This window comes from Rhodococcus oxybenzonivorans, from assembly GCF_003130705.1.
Taxonomy (GTDB): Bacteria; Actinomycetota; Actinomycetes; order Mycobacteriales; family Mycobacteriaceae; genus Rhodococcus_F; species Rhodococcus_F oxybenzonivorans.
This window is the reverse complement of the sequence record NZ_CP021355.1, coordinates 564,952-590,312: the sequence shown is the minus strand read 5'-3', so window position 1 is coordinate 590,312 and position 25,361 is coordinate 564,952. Positions and strand designations below refer to the sequence as shown.

Below are 25,361 nucleotides of genomic sequence, written 5' to 3'. Positions count from 1 at the left end.
GCGAAACCGGACGGCACCACCACAACGACGCGCTCACCCTTGCACGGGGGGACGTGGCGCCACACCTCGGCCGCGCTGCGGCTTGCTGTTGGGTCCGAGAACTACCCCGCGGGTGCCCGCGTCGGGTCATCGGGCGCTTCACTCCTCCGCTGGGCCCGTGGCCGGCGCCGTAGCTTGCACTACTCGATTACAGACGGACAGGCTTCTGATCAGGTCAGCAGGCAGAGCGAGCCGCCGACGCCCGCAAGCGACGGGTCCTTCGCACGCCAGCCCAGACGGGTGACCAAATCACGCGTGAGTCAGTTCCAGGCATCGACACCGGTCCTGACAACGATCCCTCATGGAACCGTTACGCCACACACTCACAAATCCCGCGACGACGTCGTACACCACCTCGCGGGCCTTTACCTCGGGCCGCCGTCGATCAGCGCAAGAATGCGAGACTAGACGCACCTGCGGCACTCGCGTACACAGGTCATCTCCGCTTCTCGTAGAGCAGTGGGGAATGCATATAGGCAGAGTAGTGAAGCGACACGTTAACATCGCCGCATGTCCAACGGGAAGCCAGAGTCGATCGAACACGGCCTATGGCGAAGAATCAGGGCAATCGACCCTTCCTCTACGAGCAATGCCAAGTACCGCCCCTTGGACGAGTTTATTGAGAAAGTCGTTGATGTCCCAGGCTTAACGGCCTATAGCGCCACTGTGGATCTTGCTCGAAACATCAGTGTCCGTCTCGAACAATCGGGACGCGCTCGACGGGCAACTGTCGTCGCAATTATCGTATCGCCCGAACAAGAGGCCGAATCGGTAAGACACATCGAAGATGCTCTGGTCGACTATCTGAGTCGCAAACGCCCCCACGCTGAGGGCATGGTCATTCAACTTGATGCCGCGGGTGCCAACGTGACGCTTGTCGTGCATCCGCCAGGAGCCGACCGCCCGCACCTGAAACCGTTCATATTTCCAAAGACGACCGTAACACAGTCCACCGAATATCGTTGGCGTAAGGTTTCCCTTGGGGAACTAACGTTCATTTCCGTAGATCGAGATCAACCGGTCCTAATACAAGAGTTTCCGTTTGCGGTACTCCGTTCTGATGATTGGGACGACTTTGGGGTAAAGTCGCTATTCCACCTGACCGTGCATCTGGACGCTAAGTCTCAATATACAATTGGATTCGTAAAGATTGCTAGACATGGGCAGTACACAGGGAGGATCGGTATCCCCGATGAGCCCTTTCAGGCCTTGCCTCCCGAATACTTTTCCTTAGGCCAGAACTTCTCTTACTACGAAAATTTGAAGTTGCTAGGCGTTCAAGTTCATGAACGGATACTGCGAGGACTACGCGATACGGTGCTGGACGCAAGTATCTTAAAAAGGGCCCAGCAGCAGAAAGTTTGGTCTACATCACTAGCGCGGATGAGTTCGGCAAAAAGGGCCTTACTGGACGCTCCGTCGATTTTTTCACAGCAACGCAAACGCTCAAATGATGAAAGAAGCTTCACTTTTGAGACCAGCGTCGGGGGAAACTGGTTTCAAACACACTTCTTATTTAGCACAACGTCTCCTATACCATCCAGGATCAATGCCGTAATCGGTTACAATGGCAGTGGAAAGACTCAGCTTCTGGCAAACCTGGCCCTCGCCGCAACGACTGGGAATCACCAAGACGCTGACGAACGCCAGTACGGATCCATATTATCCAACTCGTCTATCCTATTCAGTTCGGTAATCACCGTCTCGTATAGCGCATTCGATACTTTCACTCTCCCAGATCACATCCTTGGGAGCGCCGAGAGGCAGCAGGCCGCCCAACAGTTACTTGAACACGGTGAAGTATTTGGATATTCCTATTTTGGCTTACGGGAGAATTACTTCGCGTCTCAAGATACACCGAATTCACTGAAGTCAATCGACAGCATTACTAAGGAATTTGTCGCTGCACTAAGTACTGCAAGCACACCTCGTCGCCAGCCGGTGCTGGCACGCGCGCTTGAAATCTTGTTTGAGGATCCATCTTTTGGGCGCCCCGGGATTGTCGAAGAATTAAGCTTTGATGACATCGATCAATGGGTCAACCACTTTCAAACATTCAGCACAGGTCATAAGATCGTACTTAATGTTCTCACGCAGTTGATCTCCAGGTGTGATCCAAATTCACTTGTACTGATCGATGAACCTGAGTCTCACCTGCATCCCTCCCTCCTCGCAGCCTTTATTCAATCGTTGACTTTAGTGCTTAATGAATTTGATTCATATGCGGTGGTTGCTACACATTCTCCTGTTGTTCTGCAAGAGATCCCCAGGAAGTACGTGCATATAATCTCCAGATTTGGAAGCATTTCCCAGGTATCAAGTCCAACAGGAGAAACGTTTGGCGAGAATATTGCAACGCTTACCCGAGAATCATTCGGGTTGGACAGTGCGCGATCTGACTACCATTCAGTTCTTCAGCGGTTGTCACGCGAGCTAACCATTGAACAGATTGAGGCGGTTTTCGATGGCGAGCTTAGTAGTAACGCGCGCGCATACTTGCTTACCTTATCCCGCAGAAACGCAAGGACACGGTAAGCATGTGGCATAGAAATCCGGTTATCCGCAAACCGGAAACGGACTATGATCTTGCAGCGTCACATAGATCTGCTGCGAACAAGGCCCTGATCGAGGGTCTTCGCAGTCGAGTTTTTAAACATTACACGGACTACCCTAAGCTGCGAGAGGCGCCGTGGGATTACAACGATGAACTGCCCCTTGGCCCTGCGGAGCGAAAGGCACTGATAAGTAACTATGACTTGCTTAGCCGTGGGCGGCCGCTAGCGTCTCTACGCGATGAAATTCTAGCATCGGCGAGAAACGGGCTATGCGCCTTCTGCGGAAGAAACGATGTTTCGACGATTGATCACTTCCTGCCCAAGGAGAAATTCCCTGAGTACAGCATACTAATAGATAACCTGATCGCGGCGTGTCCACGTTGCAATCAAAAAAAGCGGGATGGCGTAGGTGTGCCTGGCCGGCGATATATCTATCCTTCCACATCCCCTTTGGCGTGTTCTCCCTTGTTGACGTGCATTGTGACAGTCGAAGATGGTACGCCCTACTTCGATTTTGAGGGAAGTAGTAGCCTGGACCCAGAAGTCCGCCAATGCGTAGAGTTTCACTTAGATACGCTTGAATTGCGTGACTCGTTTAGCATCGGAGCGCTGAATGAGCTTCTTGAGAAGATCGATTTATTCCGTGAATTGTTTGAAATAGGAGGGACTGCTGAACTGCTGGTTCAACTTAATAGGTGTAAGTCATCTATCGTAAAGAATTTCGGCGTGTCATTTTGGAAGGTTGCGGTTTACGAGGGTCTAATTAATTGTGCTGAATTTACGCAAGATCCTGTTTCGGCGACCACTTGTCTCGTCTAGCCTCGATTGGCGGGCCCCCGATAATCGGCCTGGTCGGTTCTACTCCAGAAACTGCGCACCGAGACGTCACCGCCTTACCCCATCCTTTGGGACCGTGCAGGTGGGTGCCACCATGGAATGCCCTCAGCGACAGCAACCGAAGAGGAGTGCTACCGCGCGTGGTCGTATTCGCAGTCTCCAGACTGCCCGTTAGGCGGTTGGGCCGGGCGGTCAGCCGACGACTTGGCTGTGTCCGCCGACAAGGCAAAACGGGCTGAGCGCCATTCTGCGGTCACCTGTGACGTGCGGCGGCATCCCGTGCGTGCCGCCGACCTCACACGCGCGCACGTGAACGATCTCACGGGCGGGAGCACAGCGCAGCTCGACTTGAGGGAACACCGCAGGTGGCCCGCCGGAGGTGGGTACATCGACACGCCACCCCGCCCCGGCATTACTGACCAGCAGCTGCAGTCGACCAGTTCGTGTGAAGCGGAAGGGTGTCCGGTTGATCAGTCGGGCTGTGTGCGGCGTCGCGCCTGGCGGCGGGCGTGGCGGGCCATGAGATGCGCTCTGTTCTTCTCGCTGCGGAAGATCTCGCCGTTCACAGCCTGTTCGATCATGCCGGGGGCCTCGAGCACACGCTCCGCGGCCAGACGCATCAACTCGGCACGATCGGACCCCAGCCGGGCGGCCAAGGTGTCGAGCCTGTCGCGCAGGGGCTCGTCGAAGTGCACATTCACCCTGGCCGGATAGATTTCGGGCCGAAGATCGCGCAGCGGTGCGATGTTCTCCAGGTCTGCGGTGAGGTCACCGGGCTTACCGAGTAGGCGGCGAAGAGCAACCTGGAGAAGCGCGGTGTTGAGCTTGTCCCCGTGTCGGCCGGCGAGACGCCAGATCTGGTGCTTGGCCGAGGGGTTGACCATGCCCTCGACCTTGTCGGAGAGTCCGGTCCGCTCTGCCTCGCGGAGCATGGGATGTTTGTAGCGGCCTGGGGTTTCCAGGAATCGGTGCAGGGCAATCCGCATGAGTGCGCTGACCGTGGTGTCGTACTCGACGGCCAGCGCCGTGAACTTCCGCACTGTGTCCGGTTCCAGCTTGAGCGTGAGCATGACCAGCGGGATCGCCCGCCGGACTGCCGAGAGTCGCCGCGCTTCCTCGAGACGGTTGGGGACGGCTTTGGGCTGGGTGACCAGTCGCCGGCAGGCGACGCGGATCAGCGCCCCGAACCGGCGCGGGCCGATGCCCTCGGCCATCTCGTCGAGTCGGTGTTTGGTTTCTGGGTCGAAGCGCAGCGCGATGGGATCGCCCACCGGGATCCGCCCTGGCCTCGACTCAGTCATTTATCGCTCTTCTCGTCCGCCGACCGCCGACCGCCGACCGCCGACCACCGCCGATGCGCATAGTTGTGCCCCAGCATCTGTGACGCTGGGGCACAAGGGGTGTTCCGGAAACATGAATGGGGGGATGCACCAGAACGAATTCGAGTCTACGGATCGCCACCGACAGGGGAGTGGCGCGGCCGCAACTGGCGAGTCGGCAAAGTACCTCGTGGATCCGCTGCCGATCACGGACTATCCAGTAAGTGCGGACATCATGCTCACCGAGCCGGTCGGCACCCCGGCATCCGACTGGAGGAAGAGAAGGTCTACGAGCTGAACAGCGACCTTAGGCGAGGGCGACTACAAGCTAGCCAAGACCCGGGCTGACGATAATCGATTCGTCTCCGATATCCGCCCCGAACAGCACATTCGCGAGCTCACGGGCGTCGAGAACCAATGTCGAAAACTGTGTCGATAAACCCTCCGTCTGCGTATTGTCGACACATGCTGATTGGTTACGCCCGCTCCAGTGCAGACGAGAACCCCAACCATCAGATCGATGCTTTGGTCCGCGCCGGGGTGGCCGCCGAGAACGTCCACATCGACCATGCGGGTGGGGCTAAGGCGTCACGTCCCGAGCTGGATCTGGCGTTGGCGCGGCTACGCGAGGGCGATGTCCTGGTGATCACCCGGCTCGACCGGCTCGGACGGTCGGTGCTGCACCTGGTCACCCTCGGTGCCGAGCTCCGTGAGCGCGGCATCGGCCTGAAGGTGCTCGAGCAGGGCATCGATACCGCCACCGCCGAGGGCCGCGCCATGTGCGGCATGTTGTCGGTCCTCGCCGAGCTTCAGCGCGAGCTGATCGTGGCGAACACCCGTGACGGCCTCGCGGCCGCCCGCGCCCGCGGCCGCAAGGGCGGCCGTCCGTCGAAGCTCAGCCCGGATCAGATCGAACTCGCTCAACGCCTCTACGGCGCCGGCGAGCACACCGTCGCGCAGATCGCGGGCATGCTGAAGGTGCCGCGCACCACGGTCTATGGGCATCTGAACACACGCCGGGCACCGGTCGCGCAGGAGAGCGCCGTGGTCGCCGATCCTCCTGTCCGCCCGTCTCGGACGTGCCCATCCTGCGGATATGAGCCGACCACTCGCGCCGAGGCAGCGCACCAACGTGCCGACCTCGCGGTGACGTGGCTCCACGCCGATCCCCACCACCCGGGGAGGGTCCTCAGCCGGCACCACTGTCGGCATTGCGAACCCGGGCAACCGGCATTCGACATCGCCTGCAGCGTCTGCGGCGACGGACCCATCCTCGCCGGCGCGCTCGCCGAACAAGCGAAGAACGGCAACCTGACCGAGCCCGTTCGACGATGGCTCACTGCAGCGGAATGGGCAGTCACCCCAGATCTCTTATGTCCGGGCCACACATATGCCGCTCAGTGATCCCTGGGCGACCACGCTGGCCTACCCGTTGCCGCCAAGCCGAACTGGCCGCCACTGGGACCATACCGTTGAGATGTCGCGATAGCTGTGCCGCAACGGGGCTGCGGTAAGGCAGCTATGGCGGCTTCCGCGACGAGCACCAGGTCACCGACATGCTGCGCAACATGCTCGACGAACGCTCAGATCAAGGACGGCCGAGGAACTGAAAGGCCCGCTCCCCCAACTACTTTCACTAGCCGATAACTGATATTATGTCAAATCGTTAGTTGGTTATTCGCATGGTCTGCGAATACGACGGCTGGCGGTAAGGGTCCGCCGCTGCCGTCGCTGCGGGTATTCACCTGCGGTCTGCTTTTAGCTACGTAGCCACGGATGACGGCGTCCGCCCTCGCACCGCGCACGTGACTCGCGTCACCAATGTCTACTTTAGAGGACTACGGTGCGCCTCATTGCAATGTTAGCGTTTCGCGAGGTCAGGCCGTCCATGCGGGCAGCTTCGACCGTCACCGGGCAAAGGAGCCACGAATGTCACATCAAATCCAGAACGGCCTCCTCGACGGGAAGGTCGCAGTCGTCACCGGGGCCGCGAGCGGCATCGGACGCTCGATAGCCGAGCACTTCGTCGCCCAGGGCGCCGCCGTGCTGCTCACTGACATCAGCGACGCCGGAGGTACCGCCCTGGCAGATGCGCTGGGTGATTCATGCCAGTACGCGCACACCGACGTCACCGCCGAGTCCGACATCGCCGACGCGATCGCTACCGCAGTGAGCACGTTCGGAAAGCTCGACATCATGGTCAACAACGCCGGTGCGCAGGGCGATCCATCACCCATTGTCGACGCGAACCCGGATGGTTTCGACCACACCCTGGCGCTTCTGACACGGTCGGTATTGCTCGGACACAAGCACGCGGCGCGACAGTTCATAAGCCAGCAATCGTCGGGCAGTATTATCTCCACGGCCAGTGCCGCAGCCATCCAGGGTGGGTGGAGCACAACCGGTTACACGACGGCGAAACACGCCGTTGTTGGACTGGTACGCCAGGCTGCCGCCGAGCTGGGTCCGTCGGGTATCCGCTCCAACGCGATCGCCCCAGGGATCATCATGACCCCGATCATGTCCCGCACGTTCGGGGTACCCGACTCCGACGCCGACGAATTCCTTGAGTTCCTCGCTGACCGTCTGAGCGCCGGCCAGCCGTCCCGCCGAGTGGGTTTCCCGGACGATATCGCAGCGGTCGCAACATTTCTCGCGAGCGATCTGTCCCGCTATGTGAACGGAACCCTGATTCCGGTCGACGGTGGTGCCACAAACGTGACGCTCGGAGCGTTCGCCACAGACGTGGTCGCCGCGGCCGAGGAATTCCTCTCCAGTCGGTAGCCGGGGAATCGTCGGCCGAAATGCCCACTTCGGTGGACTATCGCCGCAGTGATGTCCTCCATAGCCTTCAACTGACTGTTAGCCAATCACTTCCCGAGTTTTTGTTGAACAGCCTGACCGCAGTCGCTCTGCGCCGCAGCACCCTACACGCGCGGGTCATCCGGTGACCGACGCAACCCAATCGAAAGGCCAGGTCATTAGATGCTTGACCACGGTACTACAGCACAGCCGCGGGACCGGCGTACTGTAGATCCTTCCCTGCCACCCACCGAGGGCTTGACCTCGAAGCAGTTCTGGCTCACCGCAACGATCCTCGCCGTCGTCGCAGCGTCGTTCGAGATCCAACAACTGATGGTCATCCCGCTAATGGGATTGCTGTCAACATCGCTGGATGTATCAGCCACCGTCACGACGTGGATCGTCCTCTCGGCCTTAATCTCTGGAGCCATTCTGACCGGCCCTCTGTGCCGGCTCGCTGACCGGATCGGACCGAAGAAAATCTACGTCATCGCGGCGACCGCGGTCCTGATCGGGAACGCCCTGTGCGCCCTGGCGCTGGCGTGGCACTTCCCCGCATTGATGCTATTCGGGCGCGCTCTCGTCGGCATCAACATCGCAGCAGCGATGGGTATCGCGATCCTCAAATCGCTGGGAACAGCGAAGCAGATGCAGATGGGCATGGGGATGGTGACACTCGGCAACGGACTCGGTGTCGTCCCCTCCTTCCTATTGGCCGGCTTCCTCATCGACCAGGGATCGAGCTTGACTACGGTCTTCTGGGTAACCGCAGTCCTGGCAGCCGCCTGCGTCCTGATGCTGTTGGCCATTCCACACACTCAGGGGTGGCGCAACGTTCGAATTCCGTTCTTGTCGTCGGTGCTGATCGGCGCCTGGGTACTGCCGATCTGCCTGTACCTGAGCCTCGGCAACTCTTGGGGTTGGGCTTCCTGGTCGGCGCTTGGGGTCTTGATGTTCGCAATCGTCGCTTTCGCATGCTGGTTGCGCTTCGAATTGACCTCGGACAACCCGCTCATCCCGCTCCGGATGCTCCGCGGTAACGCACTCGTCGGCTACTACGCGACCGCATGCATCGGCCTGCTTGCCTACGGCTACTACCTGACAGCCTCAGCGTTCGCACAAGCACCACCCGAACAGACTGGATACGGCTTCGGAGTCAGCGTCTTCGAGTCTGGCCTAATCCTCATCCCTGTCGGGATTCTGGTCACTCTTCTCGGCCCCGTCGTCGGGCGGCTGATGCACGTCGTCGGGCCGAAATGGGTGCTGATCACCGGATCAGCAATCTTGACACTCCAGTTCATATTGATGGCGGCTTTCAAGTCCGAACTGTGGCAGATGTACGCGTACGCAGCGATGTTCGGCGTCGGGGTGGCGTTGTTCCTGCCGGCTGGCTGGTCGGTGTTCGCCATGCAGGCAAAACATGAGGAAATCGGCATCACTGCCGGCATGGCGTTGATCCTGCAGATGATCTACGGCGCTCTCGCCGCCGCGATCGGAACCGTACTCCTGACCCGAGAACTGATATCAGACAGCGCATTGTCGGTCGAAAGCGGCTACACGAGTGTCTTTTTAGTCTACGCGATCGGAATGGCAATCGCTGTCGGTCTTGGCTTCTTCGTCAACACCAAACGCGACGGCTACACCACTGGCGACCAGGAGCTGGCCCAGTGAGAGCTCTTCGCTACTACGGGGCCAACGACATTCGTCTCGATGACATTCCCGAACCAGAGCCCGGCCCAGGAATGATCAAAGTTGCAGTCGAAGCGGCCGGAATCTGCGGATCCGACATCCATGAATACAAGAGCGGTCCGATCTCTACGCCCGTGCAGGCGCCGCATCCACTCACCGGCGAGCAGACGCCGATCGTGCTCGGGCACGAGTTCTGCGGCACGGTTGTGGCGGTGGGCGAGGGTGTCGAGCGCATCGCGGTTGGACAGCAGGTGGCCGCAAACGCCGCCTTGTGGTGCGGACAGTGCCCGCCCTGTCTGGAGGGCTCGACCAACGTGTGCCAGAGTATCGGATTCCACGGGGTCAGCGGCGGCGGTGGCGCGTTCGCTGCCTTCGATGTGATTCACGAGCGCAACGCGCACGTTATCCCGGACTCGGTACTCCCTTCGGTCGGAGCGCTGCTCGAACCGCTGGCGACCGCCATCCATGCCGTCAAGATGGCGGAACTGCACCCCGGTGACCACACTGTGGTTTTCGGAGCCGGGCCCATCGGGCTGATGGTCCTGAGCGTCCTGAGCGCCATGGGCCTTGAGTCCATCATTGCAGTCGAGCCCGGCGCGTCTCGAGCCGCGGCCGCCACCCGGTGTGGCGCAACCACGGTCATCGATCCGTTCACTGAGGACGTTCGCACCAGGATCGCCGAGATCACCGGTGGCGGTCGGGTCGGGGCGAGTTTCGACGCTGCCGCCGCTCCAGACAGTCTGCACGTCGCGATCGATATCACGGGTGTACACGGACGTGTTATCAACATCGCGGCGTGGGAACGCGGCGTCGAGTTCAATCCAACCAGCCTACTGTTCCGGGAGGTGTCCCTACATGGAAGTCTGGCGTACACCAGCAAGGACTTCGACGATGCGGTCGCGCACGCGGCAACGCGAGCGGAAACGTTGGCGGGCATGATCACATCCACCATCGCTCTCGACGATGTGATCACTGCCGGATTCGACCGCTTGGCATATGACAAGCACGACGAGATCAAGGTGCTGGTACGGCCCTGAACCGCGCCCCCGTCCAACCGTCCACCGGGCACAGGCCTCTCCTCCTGCGGATACGTCGATAGTATTGCGCTATAGCGCTTTCATCTCGACAGGGTTTACAGCCGCCAGACCCCTCGATGTATCGGCGGTGCCCGGCGGTTGCCGCGTCGTCGATGGCGAATAGCGGGGTCTAGTGGGATATGTTGCCCTACAGAGTGATTGGCATGGCTTAGTGGTCTGACCCGTTAATTCGTCGGGCGTTGTTGCCAGGCGGTGGGATCGGCCAGGTACAGCCCACACGCGCAGTCGAGTGCGTGTTCGGGACTGCTGGCGACGTTTCCGTTGGGCAGGGCCGAGTCCTGGTACTTGCCGCTGCTGCCGAGGTAGACCGCGAATCCCCACACACTGGCGTATCCGCCGTACCGCAGTCGCATCAACGGGATCACCGTCCCGTCGTCAGCACGCCGTCGACGTAGGCGAAGTTGCTGCGGAATCGGGTGATGATCGTGGCCAGTTCCGGCCACCGGGTCCAGGCCCGATCCAGCAGCTTCCAGCGCACTGAGCTCTTCGTTGATTCCAGTGGCGTCGGCATGGGTGTGATGGTGCCCGATCAGCGTGACTTTCGTGGCGGCCGACGTGTCATTGCCTCGGAAGTGCTGTGACCGGTGTGGTGTATGTGACTTGAGTGATCCAAGTGGTTCTTTCTCGGATGGTGTGTCGTGGTGATGGTCAGCCCCGCGGACCTGCACCGGCACCTCGAACGACACGACCACCACGACCGAACCGTACAAGCGGCATGACCCCCGACGAATAAGCGAATCCAACCACTTAGCTATCGAGAACGCGCACTGGGACGACTGTCCACTTTCGCAGACTAACCATGACCCGGCCAAGACGAAAGCCGGCGCAGCATCCCGGGCACGACAACTGGGCCCCCACCGGCGACGGTGGGCTACCTCGATGCGGACCGCTGTCTTGTCTGTTCCTCACCGACCGCGCCACGTTAAGGATCATCTCCGGCGGTGTCAACATCTCTCTCCAGGAGATCGAGAACGCGCTGGCCGGCTACCCAAAAGTCCTCGATGTTGCGATGATCTGGATCCCCGACGACGAGATGGGTGAAACGGCACTCGCAGCCGTTCAACCCGTACCCGAGGTCGAAGGGATACCCGAACTCGCCGATGAACTGTTGCAATTCTTGGTTAATCGCCTCCCGTACCCCAGGCGGCAAACTTGCCAAGGGCGACCAAAAATCTCGAACCGGCACTCAGCAATGCGGGGGCCATCGTCTGTGCCGCCACCGTCTGCTGACCTCAATACTGCCGCTGTTGTCGTGACGGTTGCCGCCAGATGTCTACTTTCGCGGACTGTCCGCACGGTGCTCGGGCCCATAATGTCTCTCCTTGTTGTTATTTGACTCACACAAAGGGGTGTCGCATGAATCGACTGAAGTTTGGAACCTTCCTCGCACCAATACACACACCGGGACAGAACCCGACACTGCTACTGCAGCGTGACCTCGAATTCGTCCAGTATCTCGAAACTCTCGGATACGACGAGGCCTGGTTCGGTGAACATCACTCCGCCGGTGCCGAGATTTACGCCTCGCCGGAGATCATGATCGCCGCCGCAGGTGAGCGCACCAGCCGCATCAAGCTGGGCACCGGCGTCACGTCGGTGTCGTACCACAATCCGCTGTGGGCGGCCGAGCGCATGGTGATGCTCGATCACCTGACACAGGGTCGCGCATTATTCGGTCTCGGTCCGGGCTCGCTGCCCACCGACGCCGCCATGCTAGGACTCTCGCAGATCGACACCCGGGAGTTGTTGGCGGAGAACACCGACATCATCATGCGGCTGCTTCGCGGCGAGACCGTGTCGGCAAAGACGCGCACCCATGAACTGTTCGACGCCAAAATCCAAATGGCGCCATACTCCGACCCACTGTTCGACGTCGTCGTCGCCGCCATCGCGTCCCCCACCGGCGCCCGCTTGGCGGGCAAGTACGGCATCGGCCTGCTGTCGATCGCAGCCACGCTCACCGCCGACGGTTTCAGTGCGCTGCAGCATCACTGGGGCATGCTCGAGGAGTTCGCGGCCCAGGCCGGCCGTAGCGACGAGGTCGATCGCTCCACCTGGCGCCTGGTCGGCCCGTTTCACATCGCCGAGACCAAAGAGCAGGCCTACAAGGACGTCGCATACGGCATCGAGTACTGGTTCAACTATCTCCAGCACGTCGCCGCCTTCCCGCAGATGGACGTCCGCGGCACCAACTGCGAAGAGATGATCGACTTCATCAACACCTCCGGCATCGGCGTCATCGGCACTGCAGAAGAGGCACGCGCACAGGTGCAGCGGCTCGTCGACCAATCCGGCGGCTTCGGCACCCTGCTGATCCAGGGCCATGACTGGGCCAACCCGCAGGCCACCCGGCGCTCGTACGAGCTGTTCGCGCAAGACGTGATGCCACACTTCCAGGGTCAGGCGCAGCCGATGCTCGACGCCGCCGCACGCGCGCAAGCAGTTCGCGAGGGCCAGGCCGCCGAGCACGTCAAGGCTGTCGAACACATGACCAAGAAATACGCAGCCGAATTGGGACGGGCATAGAGGACCATGTTCAATGTAACTGTGGAACTAGACTTTCCGGCATCGGCCGACACCGTGTGGAGTTGGGTCGGAAACGCCGGCGACATCGCGTCGTGGATCCCGGCCATCGGTTCGTCCCGGATGGAGGACGACGTGCGCCATGTCGTCTTCACCGACGGGGAACCGGCCCGCGAACGGATCATCGAGCACATCGATGCGGAGCGGACCTACACCTACCAGTACATCGACGGACCACTCCCGTTGCAGCACTATCAGTCGACCATCCGGGTGCTCGAGGCCGCCGACAACACTTGCCTGGTGCGCTGGTCGGCGGAGTTCGGCGCCGAGTCGGCCGAGGTCGAGGCGGGGCTCGCCGCAGCGATTGACGGAATCTATTCCGACGCACTCAACGAATTGAAGTCCAAAGTAGTAGCTGTGTGATCACAACTGTCGAGGTCGGCGCGGTGCATTTTCTCCGCGCCGACCAACTCCCAACCGCTGCCGGAGAGGAACCATGAGTACGCACTGCATCACCGACGGCAACCACGCGATCAACGTCGCCGACCCAACTGGTGTCGGCACCGCATTCCGGGAAGCGCTGGCACACTTCTGCTCTGGGGTGGTGATAGTGACGGCGGCCAATGCCACCGGTTCGCCGGTCGGGATGACGGTTGGTTCGTTCACGTCGATCTCGATGAATCCGCCGCTCGTTGGATTCTTCGCGGGTCAGAACTCGACCACGCTGCCGCACATCATCGCCGAGGGCGGGTTCTGCGTCAATGTGCTGTCCGAAGACCAACACGGGCTCGCTCGCACGTTCGCGCGCAGTGGTGTCGACAAGTTCGCCGGTACCGACTGGGCACCCGCCACCAACGGTTCACCGCGCCTGGCCGGAGCGCACGCCTGGATCGACTGCACCCTCGATCAGCGGCAGAGCATCGGCGACCACGACCTGGTCGTCGGCCATGTGGACGCGCTGGTTGTCCCACAACCGAATGAACCGCTGGTCTTTCATCGCTCGGTGTTCCACGGTTTGCGAGCTCACGGATGATGGGTGACGCCAACTCCTCCGTGGCCCGGTGCCTGGAGCAGCTACGCCTCGGGCGTCCGGTGATCGTAGTTGACGATGAATCCCGCGAGGACGAAGCCGATCTGGTGATGGCGGCGGAGTTCGCGACGGTCGACAGTATCGCCTTCTTCCTCGACCACACCTCCGGATTCCTCTGTGTCGCCATGCCGCAATCGCGCACGGTTGAACTCGACCTACCGCAGATGGTCACCGACTCGACAGATCCTCTCGGCACCGCGTTCACCGTCAGCGTCGATGCGGTGGTCGGCGTCACCACCGGGATCAGCGCGGGAGATCGTGCCCAGACGATCCGCATGCTGGCAGCGCCGGACGCCGTCCGCACCGATTTCACCCGTCCCGGTCATGTCATGCCGCTGCGTGCCCGCGCTGGCGGAGTACTCGAACGCCGAGGACACACAGAGGCCGCCGTCGATCTCTGTGCCGAAGCCGGGCTCGAGCCGGTGGGGCTCATCTGCGAGATCATCAGTGCCGATCGTCGAGGAATGTTGTCGCGCGGCGACGTCGGTGCGTTCGCGAGACACCATGGTCTGGCCGTGATCACCATCGATCAGCTCGTCGCACACCGTCGCGCCGGTGCGATATCGCGTGGCGCCCGGTGCCGACTACCCACCGACTACGGCTACTTCGAAACAATTGCTTACCGGTCCTCGGGCGGCGCTGAGCATCTGGCGCTGATCAAGGGTGAGATCGGTGTCGGCACCCCCCTCGTCCGAGTACACAGCGAATGCCTCACCGGCGACACCCTCGGTTCCCGGCGCTGTGACTGTGGCGCGCAGTTGCGCACGGCGATGTCTGAGATCGCTGCGGCGGATTCGGGGATCCTGATCTATCTCGGCGGACACGAAGGACGCGGCATCGGGCTGGCCGCAAAGATCGCGGCCTACCGGCTACAGGACCTCGACGGCCTCGACACCGTCGACGCGAATCTGCGCCTGGGTATGCCCGTCGACAACCGTGACTTCCGTGACGCCGCGTCCATCTTGCATGACCTCGGCGCCGGACGGATTCGGTTACTCACCAACAATCCGGCCAAGTCAGAGGCGCTGCGTGAGCACGGTGTCGACGTCGCCGAGGTCGTCGGACTCGAGATTACGGCCACCGCCGATAGCCTCGGCTATTTGGCGACCAAACGAGACCGGCTCGGCCATCATCTCTCCCCAGAGAAAGCAGTGATCTGAATGACTGAGACCTTTGGCGACCTCTTCGACCGCGTGACCATGATGCACTCGAGTGCGGCCTGGTCGAATACCTTCTCGGAGCTGTCCGCCGTCCTGGGTGACCCCATGTTCTCCGACGGCAGCAGCTGGTCGGCGTGGAAGGAACTCAGTCTGTCCGACGAGTCGAGCGGCCCGCCATGGGCCTTGCTGGCACGCACCTCCGACCTTGACGCGGTGGCCGCGCGGGCGGGGATACTCGGTTGGAGCGTCGGACAACCCGCCAAGGGTGGCCACGAGATCCGTCTGACCTTGACCTCACCGAGCGGGCTGACGGTGATTGCCTACACACCGGTGTCGCCTGCGTGATCGAGCTAAGCCTGCGGCCTGCGAACGCGACGCAGCACCGCAGTCGCGAGTTCGGAGCGGTTGCGATGACCCGTGATGTCGAAGATCCGACTGATGTACTTCTTGATCGACAGTTCCGACAGCGAGAGCTCCTGCGCGATCTCGAAGTTACTCAGGCCGTCGCTGACGAGTTCGGCAACCTCGAGTTGGCGCGGCGTGAGGTGTTCGAGGGGGTCGACGGTTGCAGATTCAGCCGCGGCGGCGATCGTCGCAGTGCGGGCTCGCAGCTGGCGGGCGAGCATACGCACGGCCAGCATGTCCGACTCACCCCACGTCCGGACCTGACCGAACATCCCAATCAGGGCCTCCCCGTCGGCGAGCGGCAGGTGTATCGCAGACGCGGTCGTCATGTCGTTCGGGTTCAGATAATCGACGACATACGAGCGTTGCGGCACCGGCAGCCGGGACAGTTCATCGAGAGTGGTGAAGCCTGCAGTGGTGAGGACGCGGCGCGCCTGCGGCATCGCGAAGACGTCTTTGTCCTGCCACTTCTCGTGGTAGACCATGAGCAGCGGCTCCGCGGCGCCGGTCAGCAGCGGGGACGGATCATTGAAGATCTCGGGAAATGTGGGGCCGTGGAAGAACGTGACGTCACGGACGTCGAAGTACGTGGAGATGGCCTCGACCAGGGCCTTCTTGAACTCGGGCCCGCCGCCCGCATCCTCGCAGATCTCGAGCACGGAGAGGATGCCCATCATCTGTTTCTTCGACAGCGCTTCGTGCCAGGTCCGACCGGGAGTCACTCGCACACCACCCACAGCCGGGCGGGCGCCGATTCGCACTGTTTACCGCACATACCCACTGATAGTACTCCCAGCTACCTTCCAGTACTCACTACTTTCGTTGATCAAGTCCCCACGTGAAAGGTGTCCGACCATGACCGACCCAGCCACGGATCCGATGGGCACAGTCCGGAGTCAGGCGATCGGTGACATTCCGCGCCGCTCCGCCGCACGGTACCCAGACAAGCTCGCCGTGGTCCACCGCGACGTACGTCTAACCTTCGCCGAACTCGACCACGCCATCGACCGTTTCGCCGCCGCCATGTACCGCGACGGCCTACGCAAGGGCGACCGGCTCGCCCTGCTCTCCCACAACTGCTGGCAGTACCCCGTGGTGGTGTTCGCCGCCGCACGGATCGGCGTTGTCGTGGTGCCCATCAACTTCATGCTGACGGCTCCCGAGGTCGCCTACATCCTTTCCGATTGCCAAGCCGACGCACTGGTAGTCGAAGACGCCCTGGTTCCAACGGCCGCACTCGCCGAGGCGGCAGCAGACGTCACTGTCCGCCTGCACCTATCGATCCCGCTGTCCGACGGGTCAGACTGGACGTCCATCACCGAGTGGTCGGAAGCGCAGAGCGACCCCGCACCCGAGATCGTCGTCGCCGACGACGATCTGATCCGAATCATGTACACCTCCGGAACAGAGTCACGCCCCAAAGGCGCCATGCACACCAGCCGATCCCTGATGTGGCAGTACATGAGCTGCATCATCACCGGCGGCATGACCGCCGACGACATCGAAGTGCACTCCCTGCCGCTCTACCACTGTGCCCAACTCGACAACTTTCTCAGCACCGACATCTTCCTCGGCGCGACGAGCATCATCGTCGACCGACCCGATCCGGCAATCCTATTGCGCACCATCGCCGCCGAGCGGGCAACCAAACTCTTCTGCCCACCGACGGTGTGGATCTCGCTGCTCCGATCGCCCGATTTCACCCCCAACGCCATGGCCTCGCTGCGCAAGGGCTACTACGGCGCCTCCGCATTGCCCGCCGAGGTGCTGAGGGAAATAACAACCCTGCTGCCAGGGCTGCGGTTGTGGAACTTCTACGGTCAAACCGAGATGGCCTCGTTGGCAACAGCTCTCGGGCCCGAAGACCAGACGACACGGGGCGGTTCGGCAGGACGCCCCGCACTCAACGTGCAGACCCGGATCGTGGACGAGAACAACGAACCCGTGGCACCCGGCACCGTCGGCGAGATCGTCCACCGCAGCCCGCAGGCCACCATCGGGTATCTGAACCTGCCGGAGAAGACCACAGAAGCGTTCCACGGGGGCTGGTTCCACAGCGGCGACCTCGGCTATCTCGACGCCGACGGCTATCTATGGGTGGTGGACCGCCACAAGGACATGATCAAGACCGGTGGAGAAAACGTCGCCAGCCGCGAAGTCGAAGAAGTCCTGTTCGAAATACCGGGCGTTCAGGAGGCCGCCGTCTTCGCGGTACCCCACCCCCGCTGGATCGAAGCCATCGCAGCAGTCATCGTGCCCACTGCAGGCTTAGCACTCGACGAGGAAGCGATACTCGCACACTGTCGAAAACGTTTGGCCGGTTACAAGATACCTAAGTTCATCCTCACCGCTGACGCTCTCCCAAAGAACCCTAGCGGGAAGATACTCAAGCGCGAACTACGGCAGGCCCACAGCGCATTAGCCCAAGTATCCAACGCAGGATACTCTCGCGAACACACGCGCTAGCCAGAAACCATTCCCCACGGACCCTACGATTGAACTTCTTGAGCACCGCACGCGGGCCCGACCTCAACTCACTAAATTTGCCAGCCGCCACACGACCACGGTGTCGCCTTCCCTCAGGTGTGAGAGGAGATCTTTGAGCTGAGGGCGTGATGGTGTCGCGCCACTCGGGTATCTGTCCACACGCGCGAACAGCCGGCGGGCTGAGAACGCTCTCTGCGAATCAGCGGTCTGCTCGGCGGTCGAGTTCCTCGCCTAGCCCATGCCAGCGTCAGAAGACGACTGCACCGCGAGCCGGTGCGCGGTGATCGTGTGCGACGACTTCTGACGATGTCGGTCAGGAGTGGGGTGCACAGTCTTCGACTGCTGCGGTGAAGGTCGCGTACCAGCGGGCAAGGGACTACGTGTTCGAGCGCAAAGTGTTCGGTAAGCCGATCGGCGATCTGCAGAGCACCCGGTTGGTTCGCGTTGGCGGCGATGCCGAACCGAGATCGAGGTGACCGACTCGCACATCGGCCGGTGCTGACTCGCGTTGAGTAAGCGAACTCACTGCCGTCGCCGCGTCGAAGGGTAAGTGGTAGGCCAGTGAACCGCATAACCGAGTGGTCGACCGCCGTGTCCAGTTGCACGACGGCTAGGGGTACTTCAAGTACCCCACCGGCCGCGCGTAACGCTCGAGAGCCCGCAGCGTGGTCGCTCGTGGACAGCAGTATTTAGATGATGTACGGCGGAACAACCGAGATCATGCAGGAAATCATCGGGCATGATATCGCCTCACGGTAGGCGGCTCCGCCGGCCTGCTTGCGCCTTCTCGTTTAGTGGGAACAACCAGGTAGCCGGACAGGTGGCGGAACCACGCCAGGTTTTACTCCTGCTGCAGCAGGACTGCCCGTGCTTCGGCGTACTCGCGGGACAGTCGCTCGACGATCTCGGCAACCGGGACCACCGCGTCGACGGCACCGATGCCCTGCCCTGCGCCCCAGATGTCGCGCCAGGGTTTGGCCTCCGACTTCGCGACGGTGTCCGCGGTCTCGCCCACACCGAAGTCCATGGCGGATGGGTCCGACTCGGCGAGGTTGTGCGGGTCGAGTCCGGCGGCCTCGATGCTGCCGCGGAGGTAGTTGCCGTGCACGCCGGTGAAGAGGTTGGAGTAGACGATGTCCGAAGCCGTGGAGTCGACGATCATCTGCTTGTAGGCGGCGTCGGCGTTGGCCTCTTCGGTGGCGATGAAGGCGGATCCGATGTAGGCGAGGTCGGCACCGGCGGCCTGCGCGGCGAGTACCGAACGTCCGTGGGCAATCGAGCCGGACAGCAACACGGGGCCGTCGAACCATTCGCGGATTTCCTGCAGCAACGCGAACGGTGACTGGGTGCCTGCGTGTCCGCCCGCACCCCCGGCGACGGCGATCAGGCCGTCGGCACCCTTCTCGACGGCCTTCTTCGCGAACCTGTTGTTGATGACGTCGTGCAGAACGATGCCGCCGTAGGAATGGACGGCGTCGTTGACGTCGGTGCGGGCGCCGAGGGAGGTGATGACGATCGGGACCTCGAACTCGACGACGGTGGCGAGGTCCTCGTCGAGCCGGTCGTTGCTCTTGTGGACGATCAGGTTCACCGCGAAGGGTGCGGACGGTGACTCCGGGTTGTTGGCGTCGTGCTTGGCGAGCTCCTCGGTGATGCGGGTGAGCCATTCCCGCAGTACCGGCTGTGGCCGGGCGTTGAGGGACGGGAAAGAGCCGACCACGCCCGAGGTGCACTGGGCGATCACCAGGTCGGGACCGGACACGATGAACATCGGTGAGGCGACGACGGGCAGGCGCAACCGGTCTTGCAGGACGGGAGGAAGACTCATCACGAAATCCTTTGCGGGAGTGCAGCAATGCTGCGTGATCATTAATTGCCCTGGTGGGCATCTGAAGATCCGGTATCGCTGGGCACAGCGGCACTGTGGCAGATCTACAAGGCGTCTGCGGAACCTCGCCGGGCAGAGACCCTCAGCCAATCAACGAGTACAGCGTCGGTGTCGGCCCCGACCGGTCGCGGGCTCCTCGGTGATGCGGACGGTGTTCGGGAGAAACGCGGCGCCGGCGCCGCCTGCCGCACACCGTCTATCTCGATGACGCTGCCTCGGTGTGCCAGGAGGGAATCGGCGCCCACCTCGTCGAGCGCGAGCACCGGTGTGACACAAGCATCGGTTCCTGAGAACACCGCCGCCCAGTGATCCCGATCGTGGGTGGCGATGACGTCGGCCAGGCATTGCCGCAGGGTCGGCCACTGCTCGCGGTCGTTCTGGTCGGGTAGCTCGGCGGGGTCGAGGCCGAGGCCATCGAGCAGCTGGGCATAGAACTGGGGCTCGATCGCACCGACGGCGATCCACTTGCCGTCCGCGCAGGGATAGGTGTCGTAGAAGGGGGCACCACCGTCGAGGAGGTTGGCTCCCCTTTCGTCGGTCCACGCCCCCGCACCGCGCATGGACCACATCATCTGCATGAGCACGCTGGTTCCGTCGACCATCGCGGCGTCGACAACCTGCCCCGAACCAGATCGTTGCCGTTCGAACAGGGCGGAGAGGATGCCGACGAGGAGGAACATCGACCCTCCCCCGAAGTCGCCTACCAGATTCAACGGTGGTGTCGGCTTGCCCTCAGGGTCACCGATCGCATGCAGAGCTCCGGTCAAAGAGATGTAGTTGATGTCGTGTCCGGCCCGGGTACTGAGCGGACCGTCCTGCCCCCAGCCGGTCATGCGGGCGTAGATCAGGCCAGGGTTGACCTCGGCACAGTCCTGCGGCCCGAGGCCGAGTCGTTCCGTCGTTCCGGGCCGGAAGCCTTCGATCAGCACATCGGCGACCGACGCGAGCGCGAGAACGCGATCCCGACCCTCGTCGGTCTTGAGGTCCGCGCTGACCGAGCGCCGGTTTCGCAGCATGTGATCGGGTTTCCCATTGGTCACATCGAGCCCGCCCTGGGGGCGTTCGACTCGCACGACATCGGCTCCGAGGTCGCCGAGGACCATTGCCGCGTGCGGCCCGGGGCCGATGCCGGCGAGTTCGAGGACCTCGAGACCGTGGAGTGGACCGGGCACGGTGATTGCTACCTTCCATGACGTGTGGGCGTCCAGCATGGCGAGCGCCCCGGGGCGTGGCGATCACGCGGTGATTAACGGACTTCGTTCAATACCGGGGTGGCGGCGAATTCTGCGCGGGCCAGGGAGCGGCGGTGCACCTGGTCGGGGCCGTCGGCTATCTGCAAGAACCGCGCCTGTGCGTACAGCACCGGCAGGATGGTGTCCTGCGACAGCCCGGCGCCACCGAAGATCTGCATCGCGTCGTCGACGATCCGCTTGACCGTGAGCGGGACCATCACCTTGGCGGCGGCGATGTCGTGGCGGGCCGCCTTGGTGCCCTCGGCGTCCATCCGCCAGGCGGCCCGGAGCACCAGTAACCGGGCGGCGTCGACGTGGATGCGGGCATCGGCGACGGTCGCCTGCACGACGCCCTCGTCGGCGAGGGGCTTGCCGAAAGCCACTCGGGTGCGGGCGCGTTCGGTCATCAACGCGATCGCCCGCTCGGCCATGCCGATCAACCGCATGCAGTGATGGATACGACCGGGACCGAGGCGGGCCTGCGCGACGGCGAAGCCCTTGCCGCGCGGGCCGAGAAGGTTGGCCTTGGGCACGCGGACCTGATCGAAGACGACCTCGCCGTGCCCGCCCTCGTGGCGGTCGGTGAAGCCGAGAACGGTGGTGGACCGGGAGATGGTCACCCCCGGTGTGTCCATCGGCACGAGGACGATGCTGTGCCGCTGTCCGACGGGGGCATCCGGGTCGGTGACGCCCATGACCATCGCGACCCGGCAGTCGTGCCGGAGCGCCGCAGTCGACCACCACTTGCGGCCGGTCAGCACCCAGTGGTCACCGTCCTCGGCGATCTCGAGCCGGACGTTGTTCGCGTCCGAACTCGCGACCTCTGGTTCGGTCATCGAGAAGCACGACCGGATGTCGCCGGCGAGAAGCGGTTCGAGCCACTGCTGCTTCTGCTCGTCAGTGCCGTAGAGGTGCAGCAGTTCCATGTTGCCGGTGTCCGGCGGGTTGCAGTTGAACACCTCGGGCGCGATCAGCGGGCTCCACCCGGTGAGCTCGGCCAGTGGTGCGTACTCGAGGTTCGTCAGGCCCGCACCCTCTCGCGCGGGCAGGAAGAGGTTCCACAGGCCTTCGCGTTTCGCGGCCGCCTTCAAATCGGCCACGATCGGCGGTGCACCCCAGTGGTCGGGCTTGTCGGCGAGTTGCTGCTCGGCGATTGCCTCGGCCGGCAGTACCCGCTCCTGCATGAACGTGGTCAGCTTCGCCTGCAGGTCTTGCACTTTCGGGCTGTATTCGAAATCCATCTCTCGGTTTCTCTCTTGTCGATGCGGTCAGCGACGCAGTTCGGTCACTGTCGAGGTCGCGGCCAGGTCGAGGGCACGCTGCAGCAACGGCCCGACCATGTCGGCGATGTGGTCGAAGCCCTCCCCCACGGTGTCGCCCTGCGCGTGCCGGGCGCCGATGCCCTCGAGGATGATGGCGATCTTGAAGTCGGCGAACACGGTGTACCAGTCGACGTCCGGGAGTTCGATCCCCCGCCGGGTGGCGTACCGGTCGAGGAGTTCCGCGCGGGTGGGGAACCCGTCGAGGCGAGCCAGACCTTTGGTGATCGGGTTGTCCACCGAGCCGGGCTGGTCCCAGAAGCTGAGCATGATCCCGACGTCCGCGAGACTGTCACCGAGGGTGGCCATCTCCCAATCCAGCACCGCCACGATCCGTCCGGGATCGGCGGGCGCGGCGAGGACGTTGTCGAGTTTGACGTCGCCGTGCACGATGCCCGGGAATCGGGTCTCCGGCAGCGCGCGGCGCAGCTTGTCCAGCAGCACCGCCACTTCCGGGCGGTCTGCGGTGCGCGAGGCCTCCCACTGACGCGCCCAGCGATCGAGTTGGCGTTCGAGATAGCCGTCGGGCCGGCCGAAGGAACCGAGTCCGACGGCGTCCGGGTCCACCTCGTGCAAGTCCGCGAGGGTGTCGGCCAGCGCGAATCCGAGTCGCCGCCGCTCGGCCGGTGCGAGAGTGGAGGCCTGTTCGACGGTGCCGATCGGTGTGCCGTCGACCAGTTCCATCAGGTAGAACGACGCGCCGAGCACCTCGGTGTCCTCACACAGCAGCACCGCCTGCGGCACCGGCACGCCGGTACCCGACAGGGCCCGGATCACGGTGAACTCGCGTTTCATGTCGTGGGCACTGGGCAACACGTGCCCGTAGGGCGGACGCCGCAACACCCATGTTCGGCTCCCGTCGGTCACCCGGTATGTCGGATTGGACCGACCACCGCTGATCAACGACGCCGTCAGCTGCCCACCCAGTCCTTCGTCGAGCGCGTCGGCGAGATAGGTCGTCAGCGCCGCCACATCGAGACCCGCGGCCATCTCCCGATCGTCACGTGCGGTCGCGTCGGCGGAGGACGTCGTCATTCGCGTGGGCCCCTTCGTTAATCCTTATCGCCGAACGATCGATCGTCTACCGTTTCCAGTGTTGCCTTAACGATCACTAAAGTCAACGCCGAATGATCGACGCGGCCGACCGATCCCGGCGAACGATTCCATCCCTTGGCCTGGTGATCGCCCGATATCGGGGTGGTATCCGTGCCGATTCTCGACATCCGCCTGGAAGGTGTTGACGACGGTGGGCCGTGTCGCATAGGTTCTCCGGCAGCACCCGAACGATCGCTAGGCGACATCTGGGATCTACCGTGAAAGAGGCGTCATGGCCACCTCCCGCATCGTCCGCATCTGTGGGGATCGGGGCCAGGAATTACCGGCAGGGCAGACCGGGACGATCTACTTCGAACGCGACACCCTGCCGTTCGAGTACCACAACGCACCGGAGAACCGCGGCGCACAACATCCGGTCCACCCCACCTGGACCACCACCGGTGACGTCGGCTACCTCGACGAGGACGGCTACCTCTTCCTTACCGACCGTGACTCGTTCATGATCATCTCCGGCGGCGTCAACATCTACCCCCAGGAGATCGAGAACGCACTCGTCGAGCACCCCAAAGTTCTCGACGCCTGCGTAATAGGCCTGCCCGACAACGAGATGGGAGAAATCGTCACCGCAGTCATCGACCCGGGAACCGAGGTCGACGGCCACGACGCCCTCGCCACCGAGTTACTCGACTACCTCCGCGAACGCATCACCAAGTACAAGTTGCCCCGCCGGATCGAATTCGCCCACGACCTCCCCCGGACACCGACCGGAAAGCTCGTCAAACGCACGCTGAAGGAACGCTTCGCCAACACATCGGTGCGCTGACGAAACCGGCTTGCTCAAACCCGCGGCGGGACGACCGGTCTCACCATCGCAAGGGCCAAGTCGGCGTAGCGATCGGCGAGTTCGTCGGGCTTCATAGGGCCGTCAGGGCGCCACCACGCACACACCGACTGGCCCATGTTGATGATTCCTCGGACGGCGTCCCGCGGGTATTTCGTCGCAAAATCACCCTCCTCCACACCACGCTCGATGACGTCGCGGAACAGGTGCTCCTGTTCGTCCCGAAGGGCGACCACGAGTCGCCGGCCGACGTCGTCAAGGCTGCGCAGCTCGGTGGCGCCGACCATCGCATCCAACTGACGAGTGGTGTGGAACAAGATCCATGCCCGCATCAACGCTTGCAGCTGATCGGCTGGGGAACCCCCCGAGCGCAACAATGCGCCCCGAGTCATCGCGAGGGCGTCGTGCAAGGCCCGCACCATGATCTCCTGCAGAATCTCCTGCTTCGACGCGAAGTGATGGTAGATCGACGCAACAGTGATATCGGCGCCGCGGGCAATGTCACGCATCGAGGTGCCGTGATATCCGCGTTCATTCATATTCGCCACCGCAGAGTCGAGGATCACCTGCCGCCCGGTGCGCGCACTGGAATCAGTCACCTTCGCAGCACACATGGTTTCTCCATCCCCGCTCCACCCATCACACGACCACCCCAGAATAGTGCCTCGGCCGAGAACGCCGCCCTAGCAGTCGTTCGGCTCACGCGAAGGTCGCCGCAACGGTACACAGTCGGATCACCGTCGCAACTGGCATCGCGACCATCTCATCGCTGGGCTGACCAGGGCAAAGCACTCACCATCGTCCTGGCTGAGACCTACACACCAGCGACGACCTAGTCCGGCGATCCATCCTCACCTCACCGGACGATCGTTCTGCGCCGACGCACAGAGGGACCGCGGCCCCGAATCTGCGTCGAGACCGGGGGCCCGTCAGTGCCGGTTCCCCGCATGACCGGAATCACGAACTGGTCCTGGTAACTGTGCACCGGTCGTAGTCGGCGGGTCCCCGTTGTTGGTCCGCAC

Annotated in this window: 20 protein-coding genes and 2 pseudogenes; 13 read left to right on the top strand and 9 right to left on the bottom strand. The window is 62.5% G+C overall.

What is annotated here, in order from left to right; translation table 11 throughout:
• Positions 1 to 645 precede the first annotated feature (645 nt).
• Both CBI38_RS33755 and CBI38_RS33750 read left to right on the top strand, forming a co-directional pair.
• Complete coding sequence (locus CBI38_RS33755) at positions 646 to 2,574, top strand: AAA family ATPase (protein WP_204165016.1); 1,929 nt, start codon at positions 646 to 648, stop codon at positions 2,572 to 2,574.
• Between the two features lie 2 nt (positions 2,575 to 2,576).
• On the top strand, positions 2,577 to 3,413 hold the full coding sequence (locus tag CBI38_RS33750) for an HNH endonuclease (protein ID WP_109335817.1): 837 nt from the start codon (positions 2,577 to 2,579) through the stop codon (positions 3,411 to 3,413).
• Positions 3,414 to 3,901: 488 nt separating this feature from the next.
• Here the strand turns inward: CBI38_RS33750 and CBI38_RS33745 are convergent, their stop codons facing one another.
• Positions 3,902 to 4,732, bottom strand: coding sequence for a ribbon-helix-helix domain-containing protein (locus CBI38_RS33745; RefSeq protein ID WP_109335816.1), 831 nt, complete (start codon positions 4,730 to 4,732; stop codon positions 3,902 to 3,904).
• A gap of 483 nt (positions 4,733 to 5,215) precedes the next feature.
• Here CBI38_RS33745 and CBI38_RS33735 point away from each other — a divergent pair, with 483 nt between their 5' ends.
• The 4 genes from CBI38_RS33735 (at position 5,216) to CBI38_RS33720 (ending at position 10,278) form a co-directional block, all read left to right on the top strand.
• A complete protein-coding gene (locus CBI38_RS33735) occupies positions 5,216 to 6,154 on the top strand; it encodes a recombinase family protein (RefSeq protein WP_109335814.1) in 939 nt (312 codons plus the stop codon).
• 525 nt (positions 6,155 to 6,679) lie between these two features.
• The gene (locus CBI38_RS33730; protein ID WP_109335813.1) at positions 6,680 to 7,534 is read left to right on the top strand and encodes an SDR family NAD(P)-dependent oxidoreductase; all 855 of its coding nucleotides are present in this window, start codon (positions 6,680 to 6,682) and stop codon (positions 7,532 to 7,534) included.
• 276 nt (positions 7,535 to 7,810) lie between these two features.
• Positions 7,811 to 9,223, top strand: a complete 1,413-nt coding sequence (locus CBI38_RS33725; RefSeq protein WP_162603365.1) for an MFS transporter — start codon at positions 7,811 to 7,813, stop codon at positions 9,221 to 9,223.
• A complete protein-coding gene (locus CBI38_RS33720; protein WP_109335811.1) occupies positions 9,220 to 10,278 on the top strand; it encodes a 2,3-butanediol dehydrogenase in 1,059 nt (352 codons plus the stop codon). The genes CBI38_RS33725 and CBI38_RS33720 overlap by 4 nt, the downstream gene beginning before the upstream one ends.
• A gap of 224 nt (positions 10,279 to 10,502) precedes the next feature.
• On the opposite strand, the gene CBI38_RS40415 is transcribed toward CBI38_RS33720, so the two are convergent.
• Positions 10,503 to 10,703 carry a hypothetical protein gene (locus CBI38_RS40415; protein ID WP_335743634.1) on the bottom strand — a complete coding sequence of 67 codons (201 nt, stop codon included), beginning with the start codon at positions 10,701 to 10,703 and terminating at the stop codon, positions 10,503 to 10,505.
• A gap of 991 nt (positions 10,704 to 11,694) precedes the next feature.
• Here CBI38_RS40415 and CBI38_RS33705 point away from each other — a divergent pair.
• The 5 genes from CBI38_RS33705 to CBI38_RS33685 all read left to right on the top strand — a co-directional run bounded on the left by CBI38_RS33705 (position 11,695) and on the right by CBI38_RS33685 (position 15,456).
• Positions 11,695 to 12,864, top strand: coding sequence for an LLM class flavin-dependent oxidoreductase (locus CBI38_RS33705; protein WP_109335809.1), 1,170 nt, complete (start codon positions 11,695 to 11,697; stop codon positions 12,862 to 12,864).
• Between the two features lie 6 nt (positions 12,865 to 12,870).
• On the top strand, positions 12,871 to 13,284 hold the full coding sequence (locus tag CBI38_RS33700; protein ID WP_109335808.1) for an SRPBCC family protein: 414 nt from the start codon (positions 12,871 to 12,873) through the stop codon (positions 13,282 to 13,284).
• A gap of 73 nt (positions 13,285 to 13,357) precedes the next feature.
• Entirely contained in the window at positions 13,358 to 13,894 is a 537-nt protein-coding gene (locus CBI38_RS33695; protein ID WP_109335807.1) for a flavin reductase family protein, read from the top strand.
• Positions 13,891 to 15,111: a 3,4-dihydroxy-2-butanone-4-phosphate synthase gene (gene ribB, locus CBI38_RS33690; protein ID WP_335743633.1), complete on the top strand. Its 1,221-nt coding sequence runs from the start codon at positions 13,891 to 13,893 to the stop codon at positions 15,109 to 15,111. The genes CBI38_RS33695 and ribB overlap by 4 nt, the downstream gene beginning before the upstream one ends.
• On the top strand, positions 15,112 to 15,456 hold the full coding sequence (locus CBI38_RS33685) for a hypothetical protein (RefSeq protein WP_109335805.1): 345 nt from the start codon (positions 15,112 to 15,114) through the stop codon (positions 15,454 to 15,456). It begins immediately after the preceding gene.
• A gap of 5 nt (positions 15,457 to 15,461) precedes the next feature.
• On the opposite strand, the gene CBI38_RS33680 is transcribed toward CBI38_RS33685, so the two are convergent.
• On the bottom strand, positions 15,462 to 16,238 hold the full coding sequence (locus CBI38_RS33680; protein ID WP_230990314.1) for a helix-turn-helix transcriptional regulator: 777 nt from the start codon (positions 16,236 to 16,238) through the stop codon (positions 15,462 to 15,464).
• Positions 16,239 to 16,371: 133 nt separating this feature from the next.
• On the opposite strand from CBI38_RS33680, the gene CBI38_RS33675 reads away from it, so the two are divergent.
• Positions 16,372 to 17,982 carry an acyl-CoA synthetase gene (locus tag CBI38_RS33675; protein ID WP_109335804.1) on the top strand — a complete coding sequence of 537 codons (1,611 nt, stop codon included), beginning with the start codon at positions 16,372 to 16,374 and terminating at the stop codon, positions 17,980 to 17,982.
• Positions 17,983 to 18,045: 63 nt separating this feature from the next.
• Here CBI38_RS33675 and CBI38_RS33670 read toward each other — a convergent pair.
• The 5 genes and pseudogenes from CBI38_RS33670 to CBI38_RS33650 all read right to left on the bottom strand — a co-directional run.
• Positions 18,046 to 18,222: pseudogene (locus CBI38_RS33670) on the bottom strand (recombinase family protein); the annotation flags it as partial.
• Between the two features lie 622 nt (positions 18,223 to 18,844).
• On the bottom strand, positions 18,845 to 19,831 hold the full coding sequence (locus CBI38_RS33665; protein ID WP_109335803.1) for an NAD(P)H-dependent flavin oxidoreductase: 987 nt from the start codon (positions 19,829 to 19,831) through the stop codon (positions 18,845 to 18,847).
• A gap of 104 nt (positions 19,832 to 19,935) precedes the next feature.
• Positions 19,936 to 21,063 carry a CaiB/BaiF CoA transferase family protein gene (locus tag CBI38_RS33660; RefSeq protein ID WP_109335802.1) on the bottom strand — a complete coding sequence of 376 codons (1,128 nt, stop codon included), beginning with the start codon at positions 21,061 to 21,063 and terminating at the stop codon, positions 19,936 to 19,938.
• A 74-nt stretch (positions 21,064 to 21,137) separates the two neighbouring features.
• On the bottom strand, positions 21,138 to 22,364 hold the full coding sequence (locus CBI38_RS33655; RefSeq protein WP_109335801.1) for an acyl-CoA dehydrogenase family protein: 1,227 nt from the start codon (positions 22,362 to 22,364) through the stop codon (positions 21,138 to 21,140).
• A 27-nt stretch (positions 22,365 to 22,391) separates the two neighbouring features.
• Positions 22,392 to 23,477: a phosphotransferase family protein gene (locus CBI38_RS33650; RefSeq protein WP_109335800.1), complete on the bottom strand. Its 1,086-nt coding sequence runs from the start codon at positions 23,475 to 23,477 to the stop codon at positions 22,392 to 22,394.
• 307 nt (positions 23,478 to 23,784) lie between these two features.
• Here CBI38_RS33650 and CBI38_RS33645 point away from each other — a divergent pair.
• A pseudogene (locus CBI38_RS33645) lies at positions 23,785 to 24,321 on the top strand (AMP-binding enzyme); the annotation flags it as partial.
• 14 nt (positions 24,322 to 24,335) lie between these two features.
• Here the strand turns inward: CBI38_RS33645 and CBI38_RS33640 are convergent.
• Entirely contained in the window at positions 24,336 to 24,953 is a 618-nt protein-coding gene (locus tag CBI38_RS33640) for a TetR/AcrR family transcriptional regulator (protein ID WP_109335799.1), read from the bottom strand.
• Positions 24,954 to 25,361 lie beyond the last annotated feature (408 nt).

Coding starts and splice junctions, on each gene's coding strand:
- CBI38_RS33685 (WP_109335805.1), top strand. CDS start 15,112: ATGACTGAGACCTTTGGCGACCTCTTCGACCGCGTGACCATGATGCAC.
- CBI38_RS33640 (WP_109335799.1), bottom strand. CDS start 24,953: ATGTGTGCTGCGAAGGTGACTGATTCCAGTGCGCGCACCGGGCGGCAG.
- CBI38_RS33750 (WP_109335817.1), top strand. CDS start 2,577: ATGTGGCATAGAAATCCGGTTATCCGCAAACCGGAAACGGACTATGAT.
- CBI38_RS33665 (WP_109335803.1), bottom strand. CDS start 19,831: ATGAGTCTTCCTCCCGTCCTGCAAGACCGGTTGCGCCTGCCCGTCGTC.
- CBI38_RS33730 (WP_109335813.1), top strand. CDS start 6,680: ATGTCACATCAAATCCAGAACGGCCTCCTCGACGGGAAGGTCGCAGTC.
- CBI38_RS33700 (WP_109335808.1), top strand. CDS start 12,871: ATGTTCAATGTAACTGTGGAACTAGACTTTCCGGCATCGGCCGACACC.
- CBI38_RS33745 (WP_109335816.1), bottom strand. CDS start 4,732: ATGACTGAGTCGAGGCCAGGGCGGATCCCGGTGGGCGATCCCATCGCG.
- CBI38_RS33695 (WP_109335807.1), top strand. CDS start 13,358: ATGAGTACGCACTGCATCACCGACGGCAACCACGCGATCAACGTCGCC.
- CBI38_RS33675 (WP_109335804.1), top strand. CDS start 16,372: ATGACCGACCCAGCCACGGATCCGATGGGCACAGTCCGGAGTCAGGCG.
- CBI38_RS33735 (WP_109335814.1), top strand. CDS start 5,216: ATGCTGATTGGTTACGCCCGCTCCAGTGCAGACGAGAACCCCAACCAT.
- CBI38_RS33655 (WP_109335801.1), bottom strand. CDS start 22,364: ATGGATTTCGAATACAGCCCGAAAGTGCAAGACCTGCAGGCGAAGCTG.
- CBI38_RS33650 (WP_109335800.1), bottom strand. CDS start 23,477: ATGACGACGTCCTCCGCCGACGCGACCGCACGTGACGATCGGGAGATG.
- ribB (WP_335743633.1), top strand. CDS start 13,891: ATGATGGGTGACGCCAACTCCTCCGTGGCCCGGTGCCTGGAGCAGCTA.
- CBI38_RS33705 (WP_109335809.1), top strand. CDS start 11,695: ATGAATCGACTGAAGTTTGGAACCTTCCTCGCACCAATACACACACCG.